General features: G+C 40.5%; 16 protein-coding genes, 2 tRNA genes and 1 pseudogene. 11 read left to right on the top strand and 8 right to left on the bottom strand.

Features of this window, described 5'->3' with window-relative positions:
* Window positions 1-270: 270 nt before the first annotated feature.
* Window positions 271-3003 carry a TonB-dependent receptor plug domain-containing protein gene (locus NDN11_RS12700; RefSeq protein ID WP_251109843.1) on the top strand — a complete coding sequence of 911 codons (2733 nt, stop codon included), beginning with the start codon at window positions 271-273 and terminating at the stop codon, window positions 3001-3003.
* A 7-nt stretch (window positions 3004-3010) separates the two neighbouring features.
* Window positions 3011-5783 (top strand): annotated as a pseudogene (locus NDN11_RS12695) (M1 family metallopeptidase).
* A gap of 58 nt (window positions 5784-5841) precedes the next feature.
* Here NDN11_RS12695 and NDN11_RS12690 read toward each other — a convergent pair.
* Together NDN11_RS12690 and NDN11_RS12685 are read right to left on the bottom strand one after the other, a co-directional pair.
* Complete coding sequence (locus NDN11_RS12690; RefSeq protein WP_251109842.1) at window positions 5842-7206, bottom strand: L-cystine transporter; 1365 nt, start codon at window positions 7204-7206, stop codon at window positions 5842-5844.
* Window positions 7207-7559: 353 nt separating this feature from the next.
* Window positions 7560-8144, bottom strand: coding sequence for an anthranilate synthase component II (locus NDN11_RS12685; protein WP_251109841.1), 585 nt, complete (start codon window positions 8142-8144; stop codon window positions 7560-7562).
* 624 nt (window positions 8145-8768) lie between these two features.
* Here NDN11_RS12685 and glnA point away from each other — a divergent pair.
* From glnA to NDN11_RS12660, 5 genes are all read left to right on the top strand, one after another.
* Window positions 8769-10184: a type I glutamate--ammonia ligase gene (gene glnA, locus NDN11_RS12680; protein WP_171057879.1), complete on the top strand. Its 1416-nt coding sequence runs from the start codon at window positions 8769-8771 to the stop codon at window positions 10182-10184.
* 392 nt (window positions 10185-10576) lie between these two features.
* A complete protein-coding gene (locus NDN11_RS12675; RefSeq protein WP_167248955.1) occupies window positions 10577-11068 on the top strand; it encodes a chorismate--pyruvate lyase family protein in 492 nt (163 codons plus the stop codon).
* A 15-nt stretch (window positions 11069-11083) separates the two neighbouring features.
* A complete protein-coding gene (ubiA, locus tag NDN11_RS12670) occupies window positions 11084-11965 on the top strand; it encodes a 4-hydroxybenzoate octaprenyltransferase (RefSeq protein WP_251109840.1) in 882 nt (293 codons plus the stop codon).
* Between the two features lie 109 nt (window positions 11966-12074).
* Window positions 12075-13379 (top strand): alpha/beta hydrolase, encoded by a 1305-nt coding sequence (locus NDN11_RS12665; protein WP_167248959.1) that lies wholly within the window; start codon window positions 12075-12077, stop codon window positions 13377-13379.
* Window positions 13380-13490: 111 nt separating this feature from the next.
* Entirely contained in the window at window positions 13491-13697 is a 207-nt protein-coding gene (locus tag NDN11_RS12660; RefSeq protein ID WP_251109839.1) for a hypothetical protein, read from the top strand.
* A gap of 19 nt (window positions 13698-13716) precedes the next feature.
* Here the strand turns inward: NDN11_RS12660 and NDN11_RS12655 are convergent, their stop codons facing one another.
* The 3 genes from NDN11_RS12655 to NDN11_RS12645 all read right to left on the bottom strand — a co-directional run bounded on the left by NDN11_RS12655 (window position 13717) and on the right by NDN11_RS12645 (window position 14548).
* The gene (locus tag NDN11_RS12655) at window positions 13717-14157 is read right to left on the bottom strand and encodes a DUF2726 domain-containing protein (RefSeq protein ID WP_251109838.1); all 441 of its coding nucleotides are present in this window, start codon (window positions 14155-14157) and stop codon (window positions 13717-13719) included.
* Window positions 14158-14215: 58 nt separating this feature from the next.
* A tRNA-Asn gene (locus tag NDN11_RS12650) sits at window positions 14216-14291 on the bottom strand.
* A gap of 181 nt (window positions 14292-14472) precedes the next feature.
* Window positions 14473-14548: transfer RNA gene (locus tag NDN11_RS12645), tRNA-Asn, on the bottom strand.
* Between the two features lie 236 nt (window positions 14549-14784).
* Between NDN11_RS12645 and NDN11_RS12640 the strand changes: the two genes are divergently transcribed.
* Window positions 14785-15216 carry a hypothetical protein gene (locus tag NDN11_RS12640; RefSeq protein ID WP_251109837.1) on the top strand — a complete coding sequence of 144 codons (432 nt, stop codon included), beginning with the start codon at window positions 14785-14787 and terminating at the stop codon, window positions 15214-15216.
* 36 nt (window positions 15217-15252) lie between these two features.
* Here NDN11_RS12640 and NDN11_RS12635 read toward each other — a convergent pair whose 3' ends face one another.
* Complete coding sequence (locus NDN11_RS12635; RefSeq protein WP_251109836.1) at window positions 15253-15690, bottom strand: PaaI family thioesterase; 438 nt, start codon at window positions 15688-15690, stop codon at window positions 15253-15255.
* A 183-nt stretch (window positions 15691-15873) separates the two neighbouring features.
* On the opposite strand from NDN11_RS12635, the gene NDN11_RS12630 reads away from it, so the two are divergent.
* Entirely contained in the window at window positions 15874-16293 is a 420-nt protein-coding gene (locus tag NDN11_RS12630) for a GFA family protein (protein ID WP_005202438.1), read from the top strand.
* A 95-nt stretch (window positions 16294-16388) separates the two neighbouring features.
* Here NDN11_RS12630 and NDN11_RS12625 read toward each other — a convergent pair whose 3' ends face one another.
* Complete coding sequence (locus tag NDN11_RS12625) at window positions 16389-17624, bottom strand: pyridoxal phosphate-dependent aminotransferase (protein ID WP_251109835.1); 1236 nt, start codon at window positions 17622-17624, stop codon at window positions 16389-16391.
* Window positions 17625-17838: 214 nt separating this feature from the next.
* Between NDN11_RS12625 and NDN11_RS12620 the strand changes: the two genes are divergently transcribed.
* On the top strand, window positions 17839-18018 hold the full coding sequence (locus NDN11_RS12620) for a hypothetical protein (protein WP_004652676.1): 180 nt from the start codon (window positions 17839-17841) through the stop codon (window positions 18016-18018).
* Between the two features lie 36 nt (window positions 18019-18054).
* Here the strand turns inward: NDN11_RS12620 and NDN11_RS12615 are convergent, their stop codons facing one another.
* Window positions 18055-18849 (bottom strand): A1S_2505 family phage non-structural protein, encoded by a 795-nt coding sequence (locus NDN11_RS12615; RefSeq protein WP_251109834.1) that lies wholly within the window; start codon window positions 18847-18849, stop codon window positions 18055-18057.
* A gap of 435 nt (window positions 18850-19284) precedes the next feature.
* On the opposite strand from NDN11_RS12615, the gene uvrB reads away from it, so the two are divergent.
* Window positions 19285-21309 (top strand): excinuclease ABC subunit UvrB, encoded by a 2025-nt coding sequence (gene uvrB / locus NDN11_RS12610; RefSeq protein ID WP_167248974.1) that lies wholly within the window; start codon window positions 19285-19287, stop codon window positions 21307-21309.
* The last annotated feature ends 9 nt before the right edge of the window (window positions 21310-21318 follow it).

Below are 21318 nucleotides of genomic sequence, written 5' to 3'. Positions count from 1 at the left end.
AGGGCTATGTTAGCAGAAAATAACTCAAGATTTGGGTTGTGGCTAGAGAGTTTTTAAAATTTAACCCGTTTAGGCGCATTGGTAAATTTGTGACTGGGAGTAATTGAATGAAAAAGGTTTTATTTTATGGGGGAGTCATTTTAGTTTTTATGATAAATAATCAACCATTTGGTATATCTTATTCACACATATTCCTATAAAAAATGTGTATAAATCAACTAAATAAAAGTGGATATATTAGGGCGGTCTTCATTTTACTCATTCATAAATATGTATCTAAATTACTTGAAATATCTTGGGGCTGTTAAAAACAAAGGTTGTTTTGTTTTTGTCTTTATTGCATGTCTTCATCCATTAGAGACCCATGCGGAGACAAATGTAGAACAGCCACAAACAACGACAACATCGGATAAAGTGGTGCATGTTGCGGTGACAGGTTCACGTATCTCCAAAGCCCAGAAAGATGGCCCAACCAGTGTAACGGTCATTACTGCAGCCGATATCGAGAAACACGGTTTTAGTAATGCCTTTGATGCCTTGAATAACCTGACGCAAAACACAGGTTTTGTACAAGGTGCGGATTATGGCAATACCTTTACGCCCGCAGCCAATGCCATCAGTTTGCGTGGTTTAGGGCCGAACCATACTTTAACCTTAATTAATGGACACCGAGTTGCAGATTATCCAGTGCCTTATGACGGCGCTGTGAATTTTGTCAATTTAGCCAATATTCCGACTGCGATTATTGACCGCATTGAAATCTTAAATGGGGGAGCTTCCGCGATTTATGGTTCAGATGCGATTGCAGGTGTGGTCAATATCATCCTGAAAAAGAAAACTGATGGGACACAATTCAATATCAAGGCAGGTGGCACTAAAGAGGGCGGTGAAAATTTACGTCTACAATTGAGTGGCAGTAAAACATTGGACAAGCTCAATCTAGTTTATGGTGTTGAACTGAGTGGGCGCGAACCGATTTGGGCGGCTGACCGAGATTTTATGTCGAGCCGAACGCTTCGAGGGGAAAAGCCAGACACGATCGTTGGACGTAAAAATGCCAAGACAGGCCAGTATCTTTCAATTAATGGCTGTGATGCATTTGATGATCTATTTAAAGGCTCAGTAACAAATATTGGCAAAGCAGGGGCAGATAATTGTGCCAGTGGTCTGGCCCGACCGACCTATTGGACGGTTCAAACCAAGAATCGCAGCCAAAATGGTTATCTCGGTTTAGATTATGAGCTGAATGAGAAAACCCAACTCTTCGCAGATGTTTTGATTGGTGCCAATCAAATTGAAAACAATACTCGTGGCCCGACATGGACTTCTTTAGGCGCAAGTAGTGGCTATTTCCTCAATCAAGACACAGGAAATTATGAAATCTGGACACGACGTTTTGCACCAGAAGAACTCGGTGGTGTCGAGCAAGCCAATAAAAAATGGAAAGAACTCTCCTCCAATTTGAACTTTGGTATCCGTGGCGATATTGGGGACAGTAGCTGGCGTTATGAAGCAGCCTATAATGGCTCGATTTATACCAGTCAATTGCGTAAACAAGGGCTAGTACGTTCGAATGTTGATGAATATTTCTTAGGTCGGCAATTGGGGACAGATCAAGATGGTATTCCAATTTATTCCCCGCATTTAGATCGTATCAGTCGGCCACTGACCACTAGTGAGTTTAGAAGCATTTCAGGCACAACTGAGGAAAACGACAAGTCTTGGGCACAGAGTTTAACTTTGAGTGCAAATGGTGATGTGTTTGAATTGCCTGCAGGAACGGCCAAGCTTGCTGCAGTGGCAGAAATTGGACGCCAAGGTTTTAAAATCAAACCCGATAAGGCGGTAGAAAATGGTGATTTCTATAATGCCACTTCCAGTGGTGAATATGGTGGGGCACGTACCCGTCAGGCATTGGGTACGGAATTATTTTTACCTTTAGCCAAGCCACTCAATTTAACCTTATCTGGGCGCTATGACCGCTATGCCTTATCCGATAGCAGTATTGATAAATTTACCTTTGGTTCAGGCTTAGAATTTAGACCACATCCAACCTTATTGGTGCGAGGGAACTACGCTACCAGTTTCCGTGCACCAGATATGAACTATCTGTTTTTAAATAAACAAAGAGGGTATTTCCCAAGTACCACTGATTATTTACGTTGTAGCCAAACGGGGCAAGCATTAGATAAATGTAGCTTTAAAGATTATTCGCCTGGTGCAAACTACACCTTAACAGGCAACAAAGATTTAAAACCCGAAGAAGGTAAATCTTATGGTGCAGGCTTTGTGTGGTCTCCGAGTAATAAGTTTGATATTTCCGTCGACTACTGGGATATCAAAATTGATAATCTGGTGACCAATCTCAGTCCAGATAAGATTTTACGCTTAGAAGCTGATTGTCGTTTGGGTGCACAAGATATCAATTCGACACAATGTGTTGATGCGTTGGCACGTGTAGAGCGCAACCCTACAAATGCAGTGGTTGATCCAAATGTGATCAACAATATCAATATTGTACCGATCAATGCTGCCTCAGATCATACTCGCGGGATTGATTTCACCAGCAAATGGCGCTGGAAAACTGAAAATATGGGTAACTTCCTATGGGCGGTGAATTATAGTCGTGTGCTTGAACGTGAATATCAACAATCAAAAGATGGCGAGAAAGATAACTATTTAAAAGACTTAACCATTCCAGATTGGCGAGACCGCTTTAATACCAGTCTCAGTTGGAGTCTCGGTGATTGGGCATCAACTGTATTAGTCAATCGCTATGGCAAGATTCCAAACGGTAATCAAACGGCATACTTAAGCCCGACTTATTTGGTCAATTGGAGTGGAACTTATAAAATTTCACCTAAGGCTTCTGCATCAATCATTGTGAATAACCTATTTGACAAAGTAAAACACGATGACACAGGCGGATGGCCATATTATCCAGTAGGATCATATTCACCAATCGGCCGTCAGGGTTGGTTGGAGTTTAATTATAAATTCTAACAATGATGTGTGGATGCAGCAAAGTGGTACACCATTTGCTGCGTCTTTTTATTTTAAAAACTACAGAGGACAGATCTCCTATGTTGGTCAAACCTTCATTTAAAAAACAATTGCTACTGACAACATTACTTTCATTATCTGCAACCCAGATTTTTGCATCAAATAGCAATGAACAAATTCCAATCGGCAAATTGCCTGAATGGGCCATACCCGAATCTTATGATTTAGATTTTAAAATTGATCCTGCACAAAAAAGTTATACCGGTAAAACCACCATTCATTTAAAACTGACCCAAGCAACCGATCATGTTTGGATTCATGGCAAATCTTTATCGGTAAAAGATGCGAACATCTTATCCGCAGCTGGACAGAAAACCACGGCCAAATATGAGCAAGCTTCGGAAGTCGATGGTGTTAGTCTGATTAAATTTGCCAAGACACTATCCGCAGGGCAATACCGCTTAGTATTGGATTTTAACGCAGATTATGATCAGCAATTGGATGGTATTTATAAAATTGAGTTTGAGGGTAAACCTTATGTCATGACTCAAATGGAGGCGATCAGTGCACGTCAATCCTTTCCATCATTTGATGAGCCACGTTTTAAAACACCCTTTAATATTCGATTAACCATACCAAGTAAATATTCAGGTTTTGCCAATACAAATCAAGTCTCTGAACAGACCGAAAAATCGGGTTGGAAAACTTTAAGCTTTGCCCCGACCAAACCACTACCAACCTATCTACTGGCATTGGCGGTTGGTCCTTGGCAAGTACAACAAGGTCCTGATATTGGTGCGACTGAGTGGCGTAAACAGGCGATCAAATTACGAGGTCTTGCACCCGATGCTAAGGCTGAAAAAATGCAGCATGCCTTGTCTGAAACTCCTGCAATTTTAAAAACATTAGAAGATTATTTTGCATTCGGATATCCATTCGATAAGCTGGATTTGCTTGCTGCACCTGACTTTGCAGCGGGTGCGATGGAAAATCCAGGCCTGATCACATTCAGAGATTATCTAATGCTATTGGATAAAGACTCTCCCGTGTCTTTTGTGCAGAGTTCATTTAATGTCAATGCGCATGAATTGGCACATCAATGGTTTGGGGATGTGGTGACCATGCCGTGGTGGGATGATCTGTGGTTGAATGAATCTTTTGCTACGTGGATGCAAAGTAAAATTACCCAACAATTACATCCTGAATTTAATGCTGATCTTGAACGCGTCGTTGATACTGCAGGCGCGATGAAAAGCGATAGCTTGGTCAGTGTACGCCGTATCCGTCAGCCAATTTTAAGTAATGCAGATATTCAAACCGCTTTTGATGGCATTACCTATCAAAAAGGCGCAGCTGTTTTAAATATGTTTGAAAGCTATTTAGGTGAAGAAAAATTCAAACAAGGCGTGCGTAATTACATTAACAAGCATCAATATGGCAGTGCTACCGCTAATGATTTAATTAGCTCCCTCGCAGAACAGTCTGGTCAAGCTGAGCGTTTTAGCAAAGCCGTGAAAAGTTTTATTGATCAACCGGGTGTACCTTTGTTGAATACCTCATTACAGCAACAAGGCAATAAAGTCTTTTTAAATGTAAAACAAACGCGTTATTTACCTGTTGGTTCTAAAGGCGATGCCAACAGTCTTTGGGGGGTACCATTATGCGTACGTTACGAAGTTCCAAATGCAGCGAGTAAAGTCCAATGTGAACTGGTTGACCAAGCCGAAGCCAAAATTGAACTCAAAGGTGCACGTATTAACAGTTGGTATATTCCAAATGCGGATGCAGCAGGCTATTACCAATTTAGTTTGCCTGAACAAGAACTTGCTCGTCTGACCGCCGCTACGGAAAAACTCTCTAATACTGAACAATTGGCCTATGCCTATGCTGTTTCAGCGGCATTTAACCATGGTGATATTAACCTGTTGGCGGTGGTGGATGTTGCCAAGATATTTGCCAACTCGAATAGCCGCCAAATTAGTACGGCATTGTTTCAGCAGCTCAGCACAATCCAGCGTCATGTGTTGAAGACAGCGGCAGAACGTGAACATTTTAGAAAAGTGCTCGCAAATTTGTATCTACCTAAATTGAATCAATTGGGTTATGCGAGCAAAGCAGGTGAGTCTGCTGAGGATAGCTTGTGGCGGAGTGAGTTAGCCCAATTTCTTGCATTGGAAATTCAGGTGCCAGAAGTCCGCCAAAAACTGTTAAAGCAATCTGACGCTTTATTTGAACAGACGCAACTGAACTTTGCTCAGCTCACCCCAGAATTATTGCCAACGATTCTGGCAGTACGTGTCCAAGAAAAAGGGCAGCCTACCTTTGACCGTTTAGTGGGCGAGTTACAACGCATCACGCAACCGACGCAACGTTTGGCGATTCTCACAGCCTTAGGTTCAGCCAATCAGGTGGAAACACGGCAGCAGGCACGTCAGTTAGTTTTAGACCCACGTGTGAAAGTTGGTGAAGTACGTACCGTGATTAACTCAATCAATAGCTATAGTGGCGAACAAGGTGAACTCTGGTCATGGTTTAAGACAAATCACGATGCTGTGTTTGATCGCTTAGGCAAGTCTTCTGCAGGACGTTTCCCTGCATTGTTTAGTGGTGCAGCATGTACACAACAAGAAGCGACGCAGTTGAATGCCTTCTTTGCACCGAGAACCAAAGAGCTGGTGGGGGTTGAGCGTGGTTTAAATCAAACCAAGGAACGTATCCAACTCTGTGAGTCCTTAGTTGCGAAACAAGATGGTTCGATTGTGCAACAATTGAAGTTATAATTTATTCAGTTATAAAAAAGCCAACGATTATGCGTTGGCTTTTTTATTATAATCTGGCTTAAGCATCATTATCGGGCTGTGGATTTCTGACACCGAGTAATTGGCTGGTCGCTGTGCCTGCAGTCATCGAACCGTTGACGTTTAAAGCCGTACGCCCCATGTCAATGAGTGGCTCAATTGAAATCAGTAACGCGACTAAAGTAATCGGTAAGCCCATGGCTGGGAGGACAATTAAAGCAGCGAAGGTTGCACCGCCACCAACACCAGCAACACCAATCGAACTGAGGGTCACGACCACAACCAACTGAGCAATCCATAACGGATCAAGTGGGTTGATACCGACTGTTGGCGCAACCATGACTGCCAACATGGCTGGATATAAACCAGCGCAACCATTTTGACCAATGGTTGCACCAAATGAAGCAGAGAAGCTGGCAATTCCTTCAGGCACACCCAATTGTTTGGTTTGTGCTTCGATATTGAGTGGAATACTGGCCGCACTTGAACGACTGGTAAAAGCAAAAGTTAAAACAGGGAAAACTTTCTTGAAAAAGTCGATTGGATTGACGCGTACAAACAGCAAAATCAGTGCATGTACGAGGAACATGATTGCAAGTCCAAGATAAGATGCAACGAGGAACTCACCTAATTTGATAATGTCAGCAACATTTGCCGTTGCTACCATTTTGGTCATCAATGCCAATACACCATAAGGTGTAAATTGCATCACTAAACGGACAAGACTAATCACCAAGGCTTGCAGTGCTTCAATCCCGTGTCTGATTCTTTCGCCATTGACGGTATCTTTATCCATCAGTTTAAGTGCTGCTACACCTAAAAATGCAGAGAAAATCACCACACTAATGATTGCGGTTGGGCGAACACCGGTTAAATCGGCAAATGGGTTTTGAGGGAATAAAGAAAGCAGGAGCTTAGGAACATCTAAATCGGTCACTTGTCCAATATATTGACTTTGGATGGTCGCTAGACGCGCTGCTTCTTTGGTGCCTTGTACCAGCCCCTCAGCTGTTAAGCCAAATAAATTGGTGATGCCTGCACCTACAAGTGCGGCAATTGCTGTGGTGACTAACAAGATACCAATCACGAGTACACTGATTTTTCCAAGAGAAGTGGTTTGGTGTAACTTCACCACTGCACTTAAAATTGAAATAAAAATCAGAGGCATGATCACCATCTGTAATAGTTGTACATAACCATTACCAACAAGGTTAATCCATGCAATTGAATGCTCAATAACAGGGCTGTCAGCATAGATCGCTTTAAGGGCTAAACCAAAAAAGATACCTACGATCATACCGATCAGAACTTTTTTGGAGAGACTCCAATCTTTACGATAGCTAAAAAACAATCCTGCCATGAGCAGGACGAAAACAATAATATTCAATAAAACCAAGGTATTCACAATAGGTTATCCTGATAGATCATTCAGGGGAATGCTAAGAACAATGACTTAGATTCTATCATCCAGCCGCCCTGAAACTTAATCATTCCTATGACTATAGTTAATCTAAAAAAGTAAAATGCAATCAGGTAAAACAGAAATCAAGGACTGAACTTACTTTTTATAACGTGTGAAAAGTGGATTAATTATTGAAAAAGAATGACTTGTTTTTAAGTGTAAGTTTTCAGACTAATTTTAATGCTGAAAATTTATGCAGTATGTATGAGTTGTTTATTGTTTTTATATGTTCAAAATAAAAACAGCCTATTTAAAAAATAGGCTGTTTAGGTGCTTAGTATTGTTAAATCTTGAGCTTAAGCATAAATATCCAAGAAGTTTTTGAAAATTTGATGACCATGTTCGCTCAAAATGGATTCAGGATGGAATTGCACACCTTCCACAGGCAGTGTTTTATGTTTGACACCCATTATTTCTTCAATCGTGCCATCTATTTGATTGGTCCAACAGGTGACTTCTAAGCATTCAGGCAAAGTTTCCTGTTCAATCACCAATGAATGGTAACGTGTCGCTGCAAAAGGTGATGGTAAGTTGCTAAAAATCCCTTTGTCACTATGGTGCATATCGGATAGGCGACCATGCATCACTGTTTTAGCACGGATAATATTTCCACCAAAAGCTTGTCCAATCGCTTGATGACCTAAGCAAACACCCAGCAAAGGGATTTTCCCAGCAAAGTGATTGATGGCTGGAATTGAAATACCTGCCTCACTCGGAGAGCATGGACCAGGACCAATCACCAGATATTTAGGCTGCCAACGCTCAATATCCTCTAATGTCACTTGATCATTACGAACAACTTTTACTTCTTGATTCAACTCGCCAAAGTATTGAACGATGTTGTAAGTAAATGAGTCATAATTGTCAATCATTAGAAGCATGATCATAACCTTTTGAAAAATAAGCATTTAATTGTGCTATTGAATTCGATGAACCGATTTGAACGCTGTGCTTTTTCATCTATCTTTAATTAGAGAAAAGATTATTCTAGCGATAACGGGAAATCATCATAACAAAACAGATCATTAATGTGGAAAATTTTGAAGCAAGGCGTAGGTTGGAAGCTGCTCGATATTCTTGGTTTAAAATGCGCTCTTAATCGAGAATAAATTTTTGTAATTGAAAGGCTTGGTGAAAAAACAAGAAAGTGAATCTAAAGTCTAAATGAATTGATTGGAATGATCTTGAAAAGAATGATATAAAAAGCCAATTTATGCTAAGAATAATAGCGTAATTGGCACTACATTGGTTCTTTGTTATATGTATTGCACTATTTTGGTTCATTTTGTCTTTTTTAGGGACGCACTAAAATAGGAATGTTTGAATATGGTGCGTTTTTGGATATAAGCATTATAGTAGACATAGGACATGGAGCTTAAAGCATTTTTTCTGCAAAGAATTTCAATGTTTTAGGTATGCTTTAAAATTGTTGGTATGATAATTGCTAATTAGATATCAACAACTAACACGCACTTAACAGGTGCATAGAAATTTCATTGGAGCAAATGAGCATGGCGAACAAGGTCCTTCAACTCATCAAAGAAAGTGGCGCAAAATGGGTCGATTTTCGCTTTACTGATACTAAGGGTAAAGAGCAGCACGTAACTTACCCAGCTGACACGATTGATGAAGATACATTTGAAGACGGTAAAATGTTTGATGGTTCTTCAATCGCAGGTTGGAAAGGCATTGAAGCTTCTGACATGATCTTACGTCCAGATGCTGAAACTGGTTTCCTTGACCCGTTCTTTGCTGAACCTACAGTTGTTGTGACTTGTGACGTTATCGAGCCTTCAACTGGTCAAGGTTACGAGCGTGACCCACGTTCGATTGCTCGTCGTGCTGAAGAATATTTAAAATCTACAGGTATCGGTGATACAGCATTCTTTGGTCCAGAACCAGAATTCTTCGTTTTTGACGAAGTAAAATGGGACATCGACATGTCTGGCGCGCGCCACACATTAATCGCTGAAGAAGCTGCTTGGTCTACAGGTAAAGACTACGAAGCAGGTAACTCAGGTCACCGTCCACGTGTTAAAGGTGGTTACTTCCCAGTTCCTCCAGTTGACTCTCATCAAGACATGCGTGCTGAAATGTGTGCACGTATCGAAGACATCATGGGTCCTGGTCGTGTAGAAGTACATCACCACGAAGTTGCTTCTTGCCAATTAGAAATTGGTGTGAGCTTCAATACCTTAGTTCGTAAAGCGGACGAAGTTCAACAGTTCAAATATGCAGTTTGGAACGTTGCACACCAATATGGTAAAACAGCGACATTCATGCCTAAGCCAATGGTTGGTGATAACGGTTCTGGTATGCACGTTCATATGTCAATCTCTAAAGATGGCAAGAACTTGTTTGCTGGTGATGAATATGCTGGTTTATCAGAAATGGCATTGTTCTTCATCGGTGGTGTAATCAAACACGCGCGTGCGTTGAATGCGATTACTAACCCAGGTACAAACTCTTATAAGCGTTTGGTTCCACACTACGAAGCACCAATTATGCTTGCTTACTCAGCACGTAACCGTTCTGCTTCTATCCGTATTCCTTACGTTTCTAGCCCTAAAGGCAAACGTATCGAAGCACGTTTCCCTGATCCATTAATGAACCCATACTTAGGTTTTGCTGCATTGTTAATGGCTGGTCTTGACGGTATCCAAAACAAGATCCACCCAGGTGAAGCTGCTGACAAAAACTTGTATGATCTTCCTCCTGAAGAAGAAGCAAAAATCCCAACAGTTGCGCACAACTTAGAAATGGCGATTGCTGCACTTGAAGCGGATCATGAGTTCCTGTTGAAAGGTGGTGTATTCACTAAAGAAATGCTTGATGCATATATCGAACTTAAAACTGAAGATGTACGCCGTCTTAACACGACGACTCACCCAGTTGAATTTGATATGTACTACAGCCTGTAATATATATAGATTGAAAAAGCTCGCTTCGGCGGGCTTTTTTTATGTTTTTGATTCAATTGAAAGTCATGCGCTTTTTCCAAAGAAATTCATGTACACTCATAGGGTCTGCTGGCACTTCACAGATGCTTGCGACAGAGGATATTTTTTAGATGTTACAAGGCGGGTCGTATGAAATTTAGTGCCTCTAAATGAATACGAGCTAACGTAGTAATATCAAAAAATAACCCTGTCCCGAAGGGTTATGTCTAAAACTTCCCCAAACTTCGTTATGAAACTTGACAAGGGTCTCGCCATTGTCTACGTTCCATGCCTTGTTTGTGTGGTTTTAGCCTATAACGCAATGCATGGCTGAAGTATCAGCAGACCCTAATGATGTTTTTAGTGAGCCAAGCATGCGAAATTTACGACCAAACAGAATTAAGGGACGAGAGATCCCAACTGAAATGAAAAAATGGTTGTATGCATCTGGTTCTCTTACTCAGCAATTGACTGATCTGGGTGAGGGGGAATTTCATGTCGAACGTCTTACAGAACATTTTCAACGACTCACCTTTAACGATAGCCAGTGGATGAAAATGCCAGCACACCATATTGCATGGGTGCGAGAAACCAATCTTTATGGTAGTGAAACAGAAGCTTGGGTCAAAGCAAAAAGTATTTTTCCAATTTTAAGTCTACACAAGAAAGCGCGATTATTTCGGCATATCCGTAATAAGCCAATTGGCTGGTTCCTATTTCAACGAACCAATCCTGCCTGTGAAAGACGAGTGATTTATCTGGAAGAAGGGTGGACCAGACAAAGTTGTTATACTTGGCATGGTTGCAAATTTATCGTGCAAGAGACTTTTCTCCCTGCATTTGAACAGTTTATTCGACAGCATTGACTCTAAGGATTCATCATGGAAACAGTGCAACACACAACATGGCGGCAACGCTTAGAAGCCTATTATTATTTATGCCGTTTTGATAAGCCTGTAGGCACAGAACTGGTCTTTTGGCCAACCATGTGGGCACTATGGATTGCTGCTGGAGGTTTACCTCCCTTGCAGATTCTCATTGCGATGGTCTTGGGTACCATTTTTATGCGTGCAGCGGGTTGCGCGATCAATGACTTTGCTGATCGTAAAGTGGATGCTCATGTAGAGCGTACCAAGACTCGTCCATTGGCGACAGGTGTCATTCGCCCACGCGAAGCGGTTTATGTTTTTTTGGGGTTGGTTGTAGCAAGTGCATGTACTTTATTTTTCCTCCCAATTGCAACGTTTTATTGTGCCTTAGCCGGTTTGGTGTTGGCATTCATTTATCCTTTTATGAAGCGTTATACACATTTGCCACAAGTGGTTTTAGGCATGGCATTTTCATGGGGAATCCCTATGTCTTTTACCGCAATGGGCAAGCCTTTAGATTTAACTTGCTGGCTTTTATATTTTGGTAATTTGGCATGGACCGTGGCTTATGACACTCAGTATGCGATTACCGACCGAGAGTATGATTTAAAAATTGGGGTGAAATCTACAGCGATTTTATTTGGTCGTTACGATATACAGATTATTGGCTTACTTCAAATTTTAAGTTTGCTCCTCATCGGTGGGGCTTTATATTTGGAAAATCTGTTATTGCCATTCGGATTGGCGGCATTGTTGATCGTTGCTGCTGATTTTGCTTATCAAGCATTCAAAACTAAAGATCGTGATCCGCAAATTTGTTTTTGGGCATTCCGTCACAATCGTTGGGTGGGGTTGATTATTTTCATTGGAATTTTTTTAGAATTAATATTTTAAACTGACTGAATAGTTGAAAAGTGTTCTATGCAGGGCACTTTTTTTATGCCTTAATAATGTGGCATGTAGTTTCATGCTTAAAATAAAACAAGGACTAAAAGGATATTTTATGAAACGGTCTAAAATTGCATTGGCAATGACATTCTCTATTTCTGCATTATTTTTAACCGCATGTAATGACAATGATGATGATTACACTGGGGTGGATTCGAATAAAACTTATCTGTCTGAAACGACTTATTCCAAGGATAAAGTGGATAATGCCGAATCACTCAAGGTAATGACTTATAACATGGTGAATGTACAAGGTCGTACTGCCAAAGCAACTGCATTGGTGATGTTTCCTAAAGTTGCTCAGCCTGCTGATGGTTACCGAGTCGTCGTATGGGAGCATGGTACAGTTGGGGTAGGAGATAGCTGTGCCCCAAGTAATAATACTGTGAATCCTCGCTTTAAAATCCTCGCTGACACTTTGTTGGCGGCAGGTTATGTGGTGATTGCACCAGATTATGAGGGCTTGGGAACTCCAGGAATTCATCCATATTTAAACTTGGGTAGTGAAGCTAAATCTGCGATTGCAGCAGTTAAAGCAGCAAAAGATCATTATGGAGCAAAACTCAACGGACAATGGATGTCAATTGGTCAGTCTCAAGGTGGTCATGGTTCATTGGGTACTGCTGAATTTGCAAATAATGATGCGAATTATAAAGGGGCCGTTGCTGGCGCACCAGCATCTAGCCTTGGCTATATCATCTCTGTTGTTGCACCACAGGCAATTGCAAATATTCTTAAGCAAGAGCAGGCTGGTCTTGCACCAGTAGGCACAGCTGTTGAAGTCTATGCAGAGCTGCTTGCTTATGCTGCATATACGACTGTAGGTATTACTGCTTATGATCCTAAATTTAATTATCGAGAAATTTTTCAGGAACGTTCTCGTTCAATTGCTGAATTTGCTGAAGGTACTACAGGTGAAAATGGCGTATGTTTAGATGATTTGCATAATAAGTTTGCAGCAGATATTCGTGACTTTATCAGCAAAGATAGCACGAAAACTGTTTTGGACTATCCAGGCTTAGCGGGTAACTTCCAAGAAAATCCAACAGTGAAAAAATTCCTAACAGATAATCAACCCGCGACTAAGAAAATAAACAGTCCCGTGATGATTATTCAGGGGACATTAGATATGGCAGTGCCTTATCCAGTGACAGATTCCTTGCAAAAAGGATTAGAGGCACTTGGTACAAAGGTAACCTTCTTGCCAGTTGTTGGGGCGAGTCATACTCAAGCAATTGTATGTAAAAATGCGGATGCTTATGGCTTTATCCAAGCTAATATGTCAGCGGGTACAGGCATTGTATTAACAGATGCACAGAAGGATGCAAGCAAGAGCCCTCACTGTACTGGTAAATTCTAAAATTTCTTTGTTCATTTAAAATTAGCTTTTAAAAAGAGTCTCTTTATAGAGGCTCTTTTTTGTTATATTGTTGCACTGTTTAAAGCCATGCAATTTGAGTTTAAATCACTTATGAGCCAGCCGCCTGTTGAAAAAAAGTCAGTTCCTTGGTTATTAATGAGTTTGGGGTTGTTGATTCCAATTTTTATTGTCGGTATGGCCTTTGTTGCAGCCAAAAGTGATGCACAAACCAAGAAAAAATATGACCAGCAACGCGCTGAAATGGCAAAGAAATTTGAACAGCAGAAAAATGCTGAACAAGCGACAAAGGTGGAATAGTCTTTCTTAAATTAGCTGACTATCGGAGATCCATCTGTAGCTGTCTTATGGATGGAATTTCCGTATAACGCTGTACTTGATAGCCTGCTTCTTGCAACATCTGATCGCGCTTTTTATCTTCTAATTCCTTTCCTAAATGACTTGGGTCGTCTAGCTCAATAATCGCCAAAACATTCATCTGCTGATCTAGCACTACGAAATCTGTCACCTTGCGATTAAACTTGCTGCGGATCTTGTAGTGATCACTGGTAATCAATGCACTAAAGGCAACCTGCGCAAGTACATGATGCTGTGGAAAGGCTTGTTGTAAACGTACAAACATTCTAGATTCAAATGATGTGATAACAGGTCGAGCAAAGAACTTTTGTTTGGGAAAGAAAGGGCGTATGCAGCTAAAGAGTAATATAGCTGTACTAATAAAACCAATAGTTAGAAATAAGAAGTGATTCGATTCAAACATGTATTTATCAAAGAGCAAATAAAAAACCCACTCAATTAAGAGTGGGTTTTTAGAATCTTGGCTCTCCCACCTGGGCTCGAACCAGGGACCTGCGGATTAACAGTCCGTCGCTCTACCGACTGAGCTATGGGAGAATCTGGATATGCATTCTATGCATGAAGGAGGCAGTGGTCAAGCAATTCATAAGAAAAAAATTAAATATTGATTTAACTGTACTTTTTATCAGCATTTCTACCGTTCTAATGTCTAAAATTGGAGAATTTTCCAATAGAAAAATAAAAAGCCCATATCAATGATATGGGCTTTTTAGAATCTTGGCTCTCCCACCTGGGCTCGAACCAGGGACCTGCGGATTAACAGTCCGTCGCTCTACCGACTGAGCTATGGGAGAATCTGAGTGCCATTATAGGCAGCTTTTAAAATTGGTCAAGATAAAAGTGTCATGTTTCTTTCATTTTTGCATCGTATGCTTTTTATTTGCACAATTGAGATAAAGTAGGAAAAATAACTTGAACTTTGAACAGGCTATTGCTAGATTCGAATTAGAAAGAGCGTTTAGATATTCATCTAAACAGTGTGGATTTAACCCTACTTGCCAGCACTAAAATGGCTAAACCGGAGGTCGAAATGACTATTCTTAATATTCAATCTATTTTTTCAAATTTGTCTTTTTATCAAGAGCGCTATCTCGAAATTATTCAAGATCCTGTGCAGTATTACACGCCAGTTGAACATGCATTTATAAATACTTTTCCATTTAAACAACAAGCCTTGTATCTGGGTGATTTATTGCAATTGTGGTTTGGCAATAAGTGGAAAATTCAAACGACTAAAGATCTGCTCACACAAAAAAATACATCAGCTGTTGATGTACACGCACCTTTATATTTATTTCAACTTGGTGGTGAATTATTTTTAGGTGCAAACACTGCTTTAGCTTGGTCTGTTGCAGAGCAAAAGGTTGTTTCAGTACAAGTGAAAAGCATTTGGCAATACGCAGTATTCAGTCATTTATGTCTTCGACCAAAAAACTTTCAAGCGAATAAGGCCATTGCATAGGGCTATGATGAAATAGCCCATTTGCTTAATCTGTGCTTATGGGCGAATGATCATGCAGGTTGCGGTTGCATGGGCATAAAGTTTGCCATCTGCATCGACAATCTTACCCTCAGAAATACCTAAGTTTTTACTGATATTGATCATGCTACCTATCGCGGTGAGTTTTTGATTCTTAGGAATAGGGCGACACATTTTAATATTTAGATCAATAGTGCCATACCCGACACCTGCTTCTAAAAGTGTATGAACAGCACAACCTGTGACTGAATCGAGTACAGTTGCAGCAAAACCACCATGAACACCTCCTAGTGGGTTGAGGTGGCGTTGATCTGCTTGAACCTCAAATTTGATAAAACCTTCTGCAACTTCTATTGGCTGCATGGGAATAGTTTCACTAATGCTAGCAGGTGGAATTTTGCCTTCACACATCGCTGTTAAAAATTCAAGTCCGTTCATTTCTTTCGGGTGTTTCATCTTATTTATCCTTTCATAGTTCTAAAATAGAACTCGTATATAAAGTAGACTTTGCAGCCGAAAGTGTCAAGTATTACAGGTGCTCAGGGGCTGTTTTACAAATTGTTCGTTGCTAAAGATTCGGATTGTTTTATGCTATTTGAAAAATCATGCATAACAATTCTGAATAAAAGGTAAATGATAATGAAGGGACAATGCGTTTGTGGTGAAACCACATTTGAAGTTGAATTAAGTAATCATGATGTACATGCCTGTCACTGTTCGATTTGTCGTCGACAGACCAGTGGTGTGATTATGACGATTGATGTCAAACAGGGAAGTTTAAAATTTTTAAAACAAGATCACCTGTCTGTTTATAACTCATCGGCTTGGGGCGAGCGAGGCTTTTGTAATGCCTGTGGTACCAATTTATTTTGGCGGACTAAAGATCAGAATTATTGCAATATCAACGCATTTGCATTGAATGAGTCACCCAAAGATCTAAATCTTGATTTGGAGATTTATATTGATTGTAAACCTGAGTTCTATGCTTTTCAAAACTCGACCAAAAAAATGACTGAAGCGGAGGTGGTTGCACTTTTTAGTGGTGAATCTGCGGAATAGAATAGTTTTTATGAAAGTCTAACTGTATTAAAGAGATCAATTTAAGACAAAAAAAAGAAGCTTCATTGAGAAGCTTCTTTTTTATTGCAGAAAAATTATTTTGCAGCTTTTTCTGCTGCAATCGATGCAATTGCGGCATCAACGCCTTCAATTGAATCAGCAGCTTTTTTGATACGCGCTAAAGCATCAACTAATACTTCGTCAGCAGTTGCGTAAGAAATACGCATGAATCCGCCTAAGCCAAATGCATCACCAGGAACAACAGCAACGCCAGTTTCTTCAAGTAACCATTCAGAGAACTCTGTGCAAGATTTTAAACCTTTGGCACGAATTAACGGGCGGATATTGGCATACGCATAGAATGCGCCATCAGCAGGCAAGCAAGAAATCCCTTTGATGTCATTTAAGCCGTTAACCACTAAGTCATGACGGCGTTTGAATGCTTCAATCATTGGCTGTAATACGTCTTGTGGGCCATTCAATGCGGCTTCAGCTGCAACTTGCGAAATCGAAGTTGGGTTTGAAGTGGATTGTGACTGGATCTTTTTCATCGCACCAATGATTTTTGCAGGTCCAGCTGCATAACCAATACGCCAGCCTGTCATTGCATAAGCTTTAGATACGCCATTTAAAACAATGGTACGGTCATATAAGTCTGGTGCAACAGTTGCAATGTTGTAGAACTCATCTTCCCAACGAATTGGTTCATACATGTCATCAGAAGCAACAAATACTTGTGGGTGACGACGTAACACTTCTGCCAAAGCTTCTAATTCAGCTTTGGTGTAGATCATACCTGTTGGGTTTGAAGGGCTGTTTAATACTACTAGACGTGTATTTGGTGTGATTGCCGCTTCTAATTGTTCAGGTGTAATTTTGAAACGCTGGTCTTCACCACATTTCACGATGACTGGTGTGCCTTCAGCAATAATCACCATATCTGGATAGCTTACCCAGAAAGGTGCAGGGATGATCACTTCGTCACCTTTATTTAACAAAGCCAGTGCCAAGTTAAAGAAACTTTGCTTACCGCCACAAGACACGAGAATCTGGTTGGCTTGATAATCTAAATTATTATCGCGTTTGAATTTCGCAATAATTGCTTTTTTTAAGCTTGGAGTACCGTCTACAGCTGTATATTTTGTAAAGCCTTTATTAATCGCTTCAATTGCAGCATCTTTGATGTGTTGAGGGGTATCAAAGTCTGGTTCGCCTGCACCTAAACCAATCACGTTTTTACCAGCAGCTTTAAGCTCAGCGGCTTTATTGGTCACTGCAAGTGTAGGGGACGGTTTGATGGCATTGACACGATCAGAGAGACGTACGTCCACGGCATTATTCCTTCTTATGGGATTAAAAAATAAAAAGCAGGTTATCTTAGCCTAAATAGACTTCTTTGTGGCTGAAACTTGCCAGAATCGCATAAAAAGTTACTAAATTTTAAGCATTAGAATCATTGTGTTTTTTTACATATTTTATTTTTATCAAAAGCGCAAAAATCTATTACAATGTGCGGCTAGAAATCTAGATTTCGAGAGAATTCCAATGAGTACCCAACAACCTAAAGCCAAAAAAGCTTTGGTGAAATTGCCTTTCCCTATGCCATCTGCACAGGATGACGCTGAGGATGCAACGCATAATCAGGTGCGTCCAAAACCTGAACAATATGCTGATCGTACTTGGATGCCACCACGCGGTACACGTCGTTCGATGGGTAAGCGTTAATAAAAAAGCCAATCTCACTGATTGGCTTTTTTATTATTAATGGCGGTTTAATGGATGTTGTATTTGCAGCTCGCCACGCCAAAGTTTAAGAAAATCGTACTCATCAATATCATACAGTTCCATCAAGGCAATAATCACACTCACAAAGGTCATTGCACCTTCAGCGTTGTTATGGAAATTGAAAATTTTGCCATTGAGCTTGCCTAAAATATCGTTGATTTCATGTTCACGACCGCGACCATAGCGATCACGTGGGTACAACTCTTCATTTAAAACAATCAAAGCAATGGCTTTTTCAGCTGCGGTTAACTGAGTCTGATCAAGTGCTTCTTCGAAAGATTCATAGCCATGGTCAAAATAGAAAATGACCTTGTCTGAAATAAAAGCATGTACCGCATCAGCAGTTAGGTCAGGAAATTGCGAAACTGCATCTTCTTCGATATAGGGACGAAAGGATTCTGGAAAAATCACATTGGAGTGAATGCCTTTAAATAATGGGGCAATTTCAGATACTTTATAACCAGCAATACCACAGCCCAAGGCCGTTAAAAAGTATTTCATTTTAGAGTGGTGTTTTGCGTAGACTTTAAAGTCTTCTACATAATGCTCTATCTGAGCCAATGGCATTTGTTGTAAGTGTTCGTTCAGTGTTGGAATTGCGAAGGTTTGTCCTGCCCAACCACGACCAACACCTTTGACTGCCGCAAAGTGTTGTGCTGCGACACGGGCCGCACCGCTGTCATGGATACCCGCTAAATTACTACCAAAAACAAAGACCGTATCTTCTGGGAGTTCCGTTACGATTGTTTCATCGTGATATTGGTAAGTCATATTCTTATCATTGAAATTGAGTATAAGTCCATGTTGCAGTTGATTGCGTAGCGGGTCAAGTCTTGCTTGAGATTAATTTATTCAAGGCATGTTTCTGAGGGGTGATAATCTAATGACGATGAGATTCAAGTATTACTAAGCACTAAAATATATATCATGGCTATCCTTGATAGAGTCTTTGATATTGTGATGTGTTGTCTAGGCGTTATAGTTAACAATTGATATCAAAACTAGATTGAAATTTCACCCCATTCTGTTAAGTTTTTTGGGTTTATAAGTATAAATTGCGCGCTTTTTTAAAGACTATGGCAATCTCTTGATTTGACTGTGTTGGAAATTGCATAACAATTCAAAAGTATCTTTAGACTTTAAAAAGCAGTTTGTTGCCCCCATTAGAAAGTGAAAATAGCCATCCAATCAGTTGAGTATCTCTATATGAGCGAAAACCAACCTTTTGAGTTAGTCACCAATTATCAACCCGCGGGAGATCAACCTCAGGCGATTGAAAAATTGGTCAGTGGTATCGATCAAGGTTTTCGTAATCAATTACTGCTTGGGGTAACAGGGTCGGGTAAAACCTATACCATGGCCAATGTGATTGCTCAGACGCAACGTCCAACGATTGTCATGGCACATAACAAGACACTTGCGGCACAGCTTTATGGTGAGTTTAAAGCTTTTTTCCCGAATAATGCAGTTGAGTATTTCGTCAGTTATTACGATTACTACCAACCAGAAGCGTATGTGCCTTCGTCAGATACCTTTATTGAAAAAGATTCGGCCATCAACGACCATATTGACCAAATGCGTCTTTCGGCAACACGTGCGTTGTTAGAACGTCGTGATGCGATTATTGTCGCTTCTGTTTCTGCGATTTATGGTTTGGGTGATCCAAATGCTTATATGCAGATGCTATTGCATATCGTACAAGGTGATCGTGTTAGTCGCGATGAGATCATTCGTCGTTTAGTAGAGATGCAATATACCCGTAATGAACTGGAGTTCTTACGCGGTACTTATCGTATCCGTGGAGAAATTATTGATATTTTCCCTGCGGAATCTGATAAAGATGCGATACGTGTTGAGCTATTTGATGATGAAGTCGATTCGATTCGTTGGTTTGATCCGTTGACTGGAAAATTGGTACGTAAAGTGCCGCGTGTGACCATTTATCCAAAGAGTCATTATGTGACCCCGAAAGATCATTTAACCCGTGCTATTGATACCATTAGAGATGAGTTGAAAGATCAGCTTAAATTCTTTAAAGAGCATGACAAGTTATTAGAAGCTCAGCGGATTGAACAGCGTACACGTTATGACCTAGAGATGATGCAGCAATTGGGTTATACCAATGGTATTGAAAACTACTCACGCCATCTTTCTGGTCGTGGGGCTGGTGAAGCACCACCGACATTATTTGATTATATCCCTGAAGATGCCTTGCTGATTATTGATGAATCACATGTGACAGTTCCGCAAATTGGTGCGATGTATAAAGGTGACCGTTCACGTAAAGAAAACTTGGTGAATTATGGTTTCCGCTTACCAAGTGCTTTGGATAACCGCCCAATGAAATTTGAGGAATGGGAGAGGATTGTTCCAACTACAGTCTTCGTCAGTGCAACGCCTGCACATTATGAATTGGAAAAGTCAGAGCAAATTGTTGAGCAGGTGGTACGTCCAACAGGTTTGATTGACCCCGAAATTGAAGTGCGCCCAGTATTAACTCAAGTGGATGACGTGCTCTCTGAAATCAATATTCGTAAGCAACTCAACGAGCGAGTATTAGTTACGACCTTAACTAAACGTATGGCTGAGGATTTAACTTCATATCTTAAAGAGTATGGCGTTAAAGTGGCCTATCTGCACTCGGATATTGATACGGTTGAGCGTGTCAAAATTATTCACGAACTACGTACTGGCGTACATGATGTATTGGTCGGGATTAACTTGCTGCGTGAAGGTTTGGATATGCCAGAAGTATCTTTGGTTGCAATCTTGGATGCGGATAAAGAAGGTTTCTTGCGTTCAGAACGTTCGTTGATTCAAACCATTGGTCGTGCGGCACGTAATGTCAAAGGTAAAGCGATTTTATATGCCGATCGTATTACTGATTCGATGCGTAAAGCGATGGATGAAACAGATCGCCGTCGTAATAAACAGATTGAATTTAATGAATTGCACGGTATTACACCACGTAGTGCTGTACGCCAAGCAATTAAAGAAATCGATACTGGTGAAGTGCTGACTGATGATGAGATTGATGAAAAGGTACTTGAACAAGCACAGAGTATCAGTGCAGATGAACAGCATTTATTATCTGATCCAAAATTGTTCGCTAAGCATATTACCAAACTTGAAAAAGAAATGCTGAAAGCGTCGAAAGAGCTCCAGTTTGAACAGGCTGCAAGATTACGTGATGAGATTGTCCGTCTTAAAGCGCATATGTTGCAGTCATAATCGGTCAGA

The sequence above is a fragment of the Acinetobacter sp. C26M genome (genome assembly GCF_023702675.1).
Taxonomy (GTDB): Bacteria; Pseudomonadota; Gammaproteobacteria; order Pseudomonadales; family Moraxellaceae; genus Acinetobacter.
The sequence above is the reverse complement of the archived record's forward strand: the minus strand, read 5'-3'. Positions and strand labels throughout refer to the sequence as shown.

Excerpts from the sequence above, each read along its gene's own strand:
- NDN11_RS12615 (WP_251109834.1), bottom strand. The coding sequence starts at position 18,849 with ATGACTTACCAATATCACGATGAAACAATCGTAACGGAACTCCCAGAA.
- NDN11_RS12665 (WP_167248959.1), top strand. The coding sequence starts at position 12,075 with ATGAAACGGTCTAAAATTGCATTGGCAATGACATTCTCTATTTCTGCA.
- NDN11_RS12620 (WP_004652676.1), top strand. The coding sequence starts at position 17,839 with ATGAGTACCCAACAACCTAAAGCCAAAAAAGCTTTGGTGAAATTGCCT.
- NDN11_RS12700 (WP_251109843.1), top strand. The coding sequence starts at position 271 with ATGTATCTAAATTACTTGAAATATCTTGGGGCTGTTAAAAACAAAGGT.
- uvrB (WP_167248974.1), top strand. The coding sequence starts at position 19,285 with ATGAGCGAAAACCAACCTTTTGAGTTAGTCACCAATTATCAACCCGCG.
- NDN11_RS12675 (WP_167248955.1), top strand. The coding sequence starts at position 10,577 with ATGCGAAATTTACGACCAAACAGAATTAAGGGACGAGAGATCCCAACT.
- glnA (WP_171057879.1), top strand. The coding sequence starts at position 8,769 with ATGAGCATGGCGAACAAGGTCCTTCAACTCATCAAAGAAAGTGGCGCA.
- NDN11_RS12640 (WP_251109837.1), top strand. The coding sequence starts at position 14,785 with ATGACTATTCTTAATATTCAATCTATTTTTTCAAATTTGTCTTTTTAT.
- NDN11_RS12655 (WP_251109838.1), bottom strand. The coding sequence starts at position 14,157 with ATGTTTGAATCGAATCACTTCTTATTTCTAACTATTGGTTTTATTAGT.
- NDN11_RS12685 (WP_251109841.1), bottom strand. The coding sequence starts at position 8,144 with ATGCTTCTAATGATTGACAATTATGACTCATTTACTTACAACATCGTT.
- NDN11_RS12660 (WP_251109839.1), top strand. The coding sequence starts at position 13,491 with ATGAGCCAGCCGCCTGTTGAAAAAAAGTCAGTTCCTTGGTTATTAATG.
- NDN11_RS12630 (WP_005202438.1), top strand. The coding sequence starts at position 15,874 with ATGAAGGGACAATGCGTTTGTGGTGAAACCACATTTGAAGTTGAATTA.
- NDN11_RS12635 (WP_251109836.1), bottom strand. The coding sequence starts at position 15,690 with ATGAAACACCCGAAAGAAATGAACGGACTTGAATTTTTAACAGCGATG.
- ubiA (WP_251109840.1), top strand. The coding sequence starts at position 11,084 with ATGGAAACAGTGCAACACACAACATGGCGGCAACGCTTAGAAGCCTAT.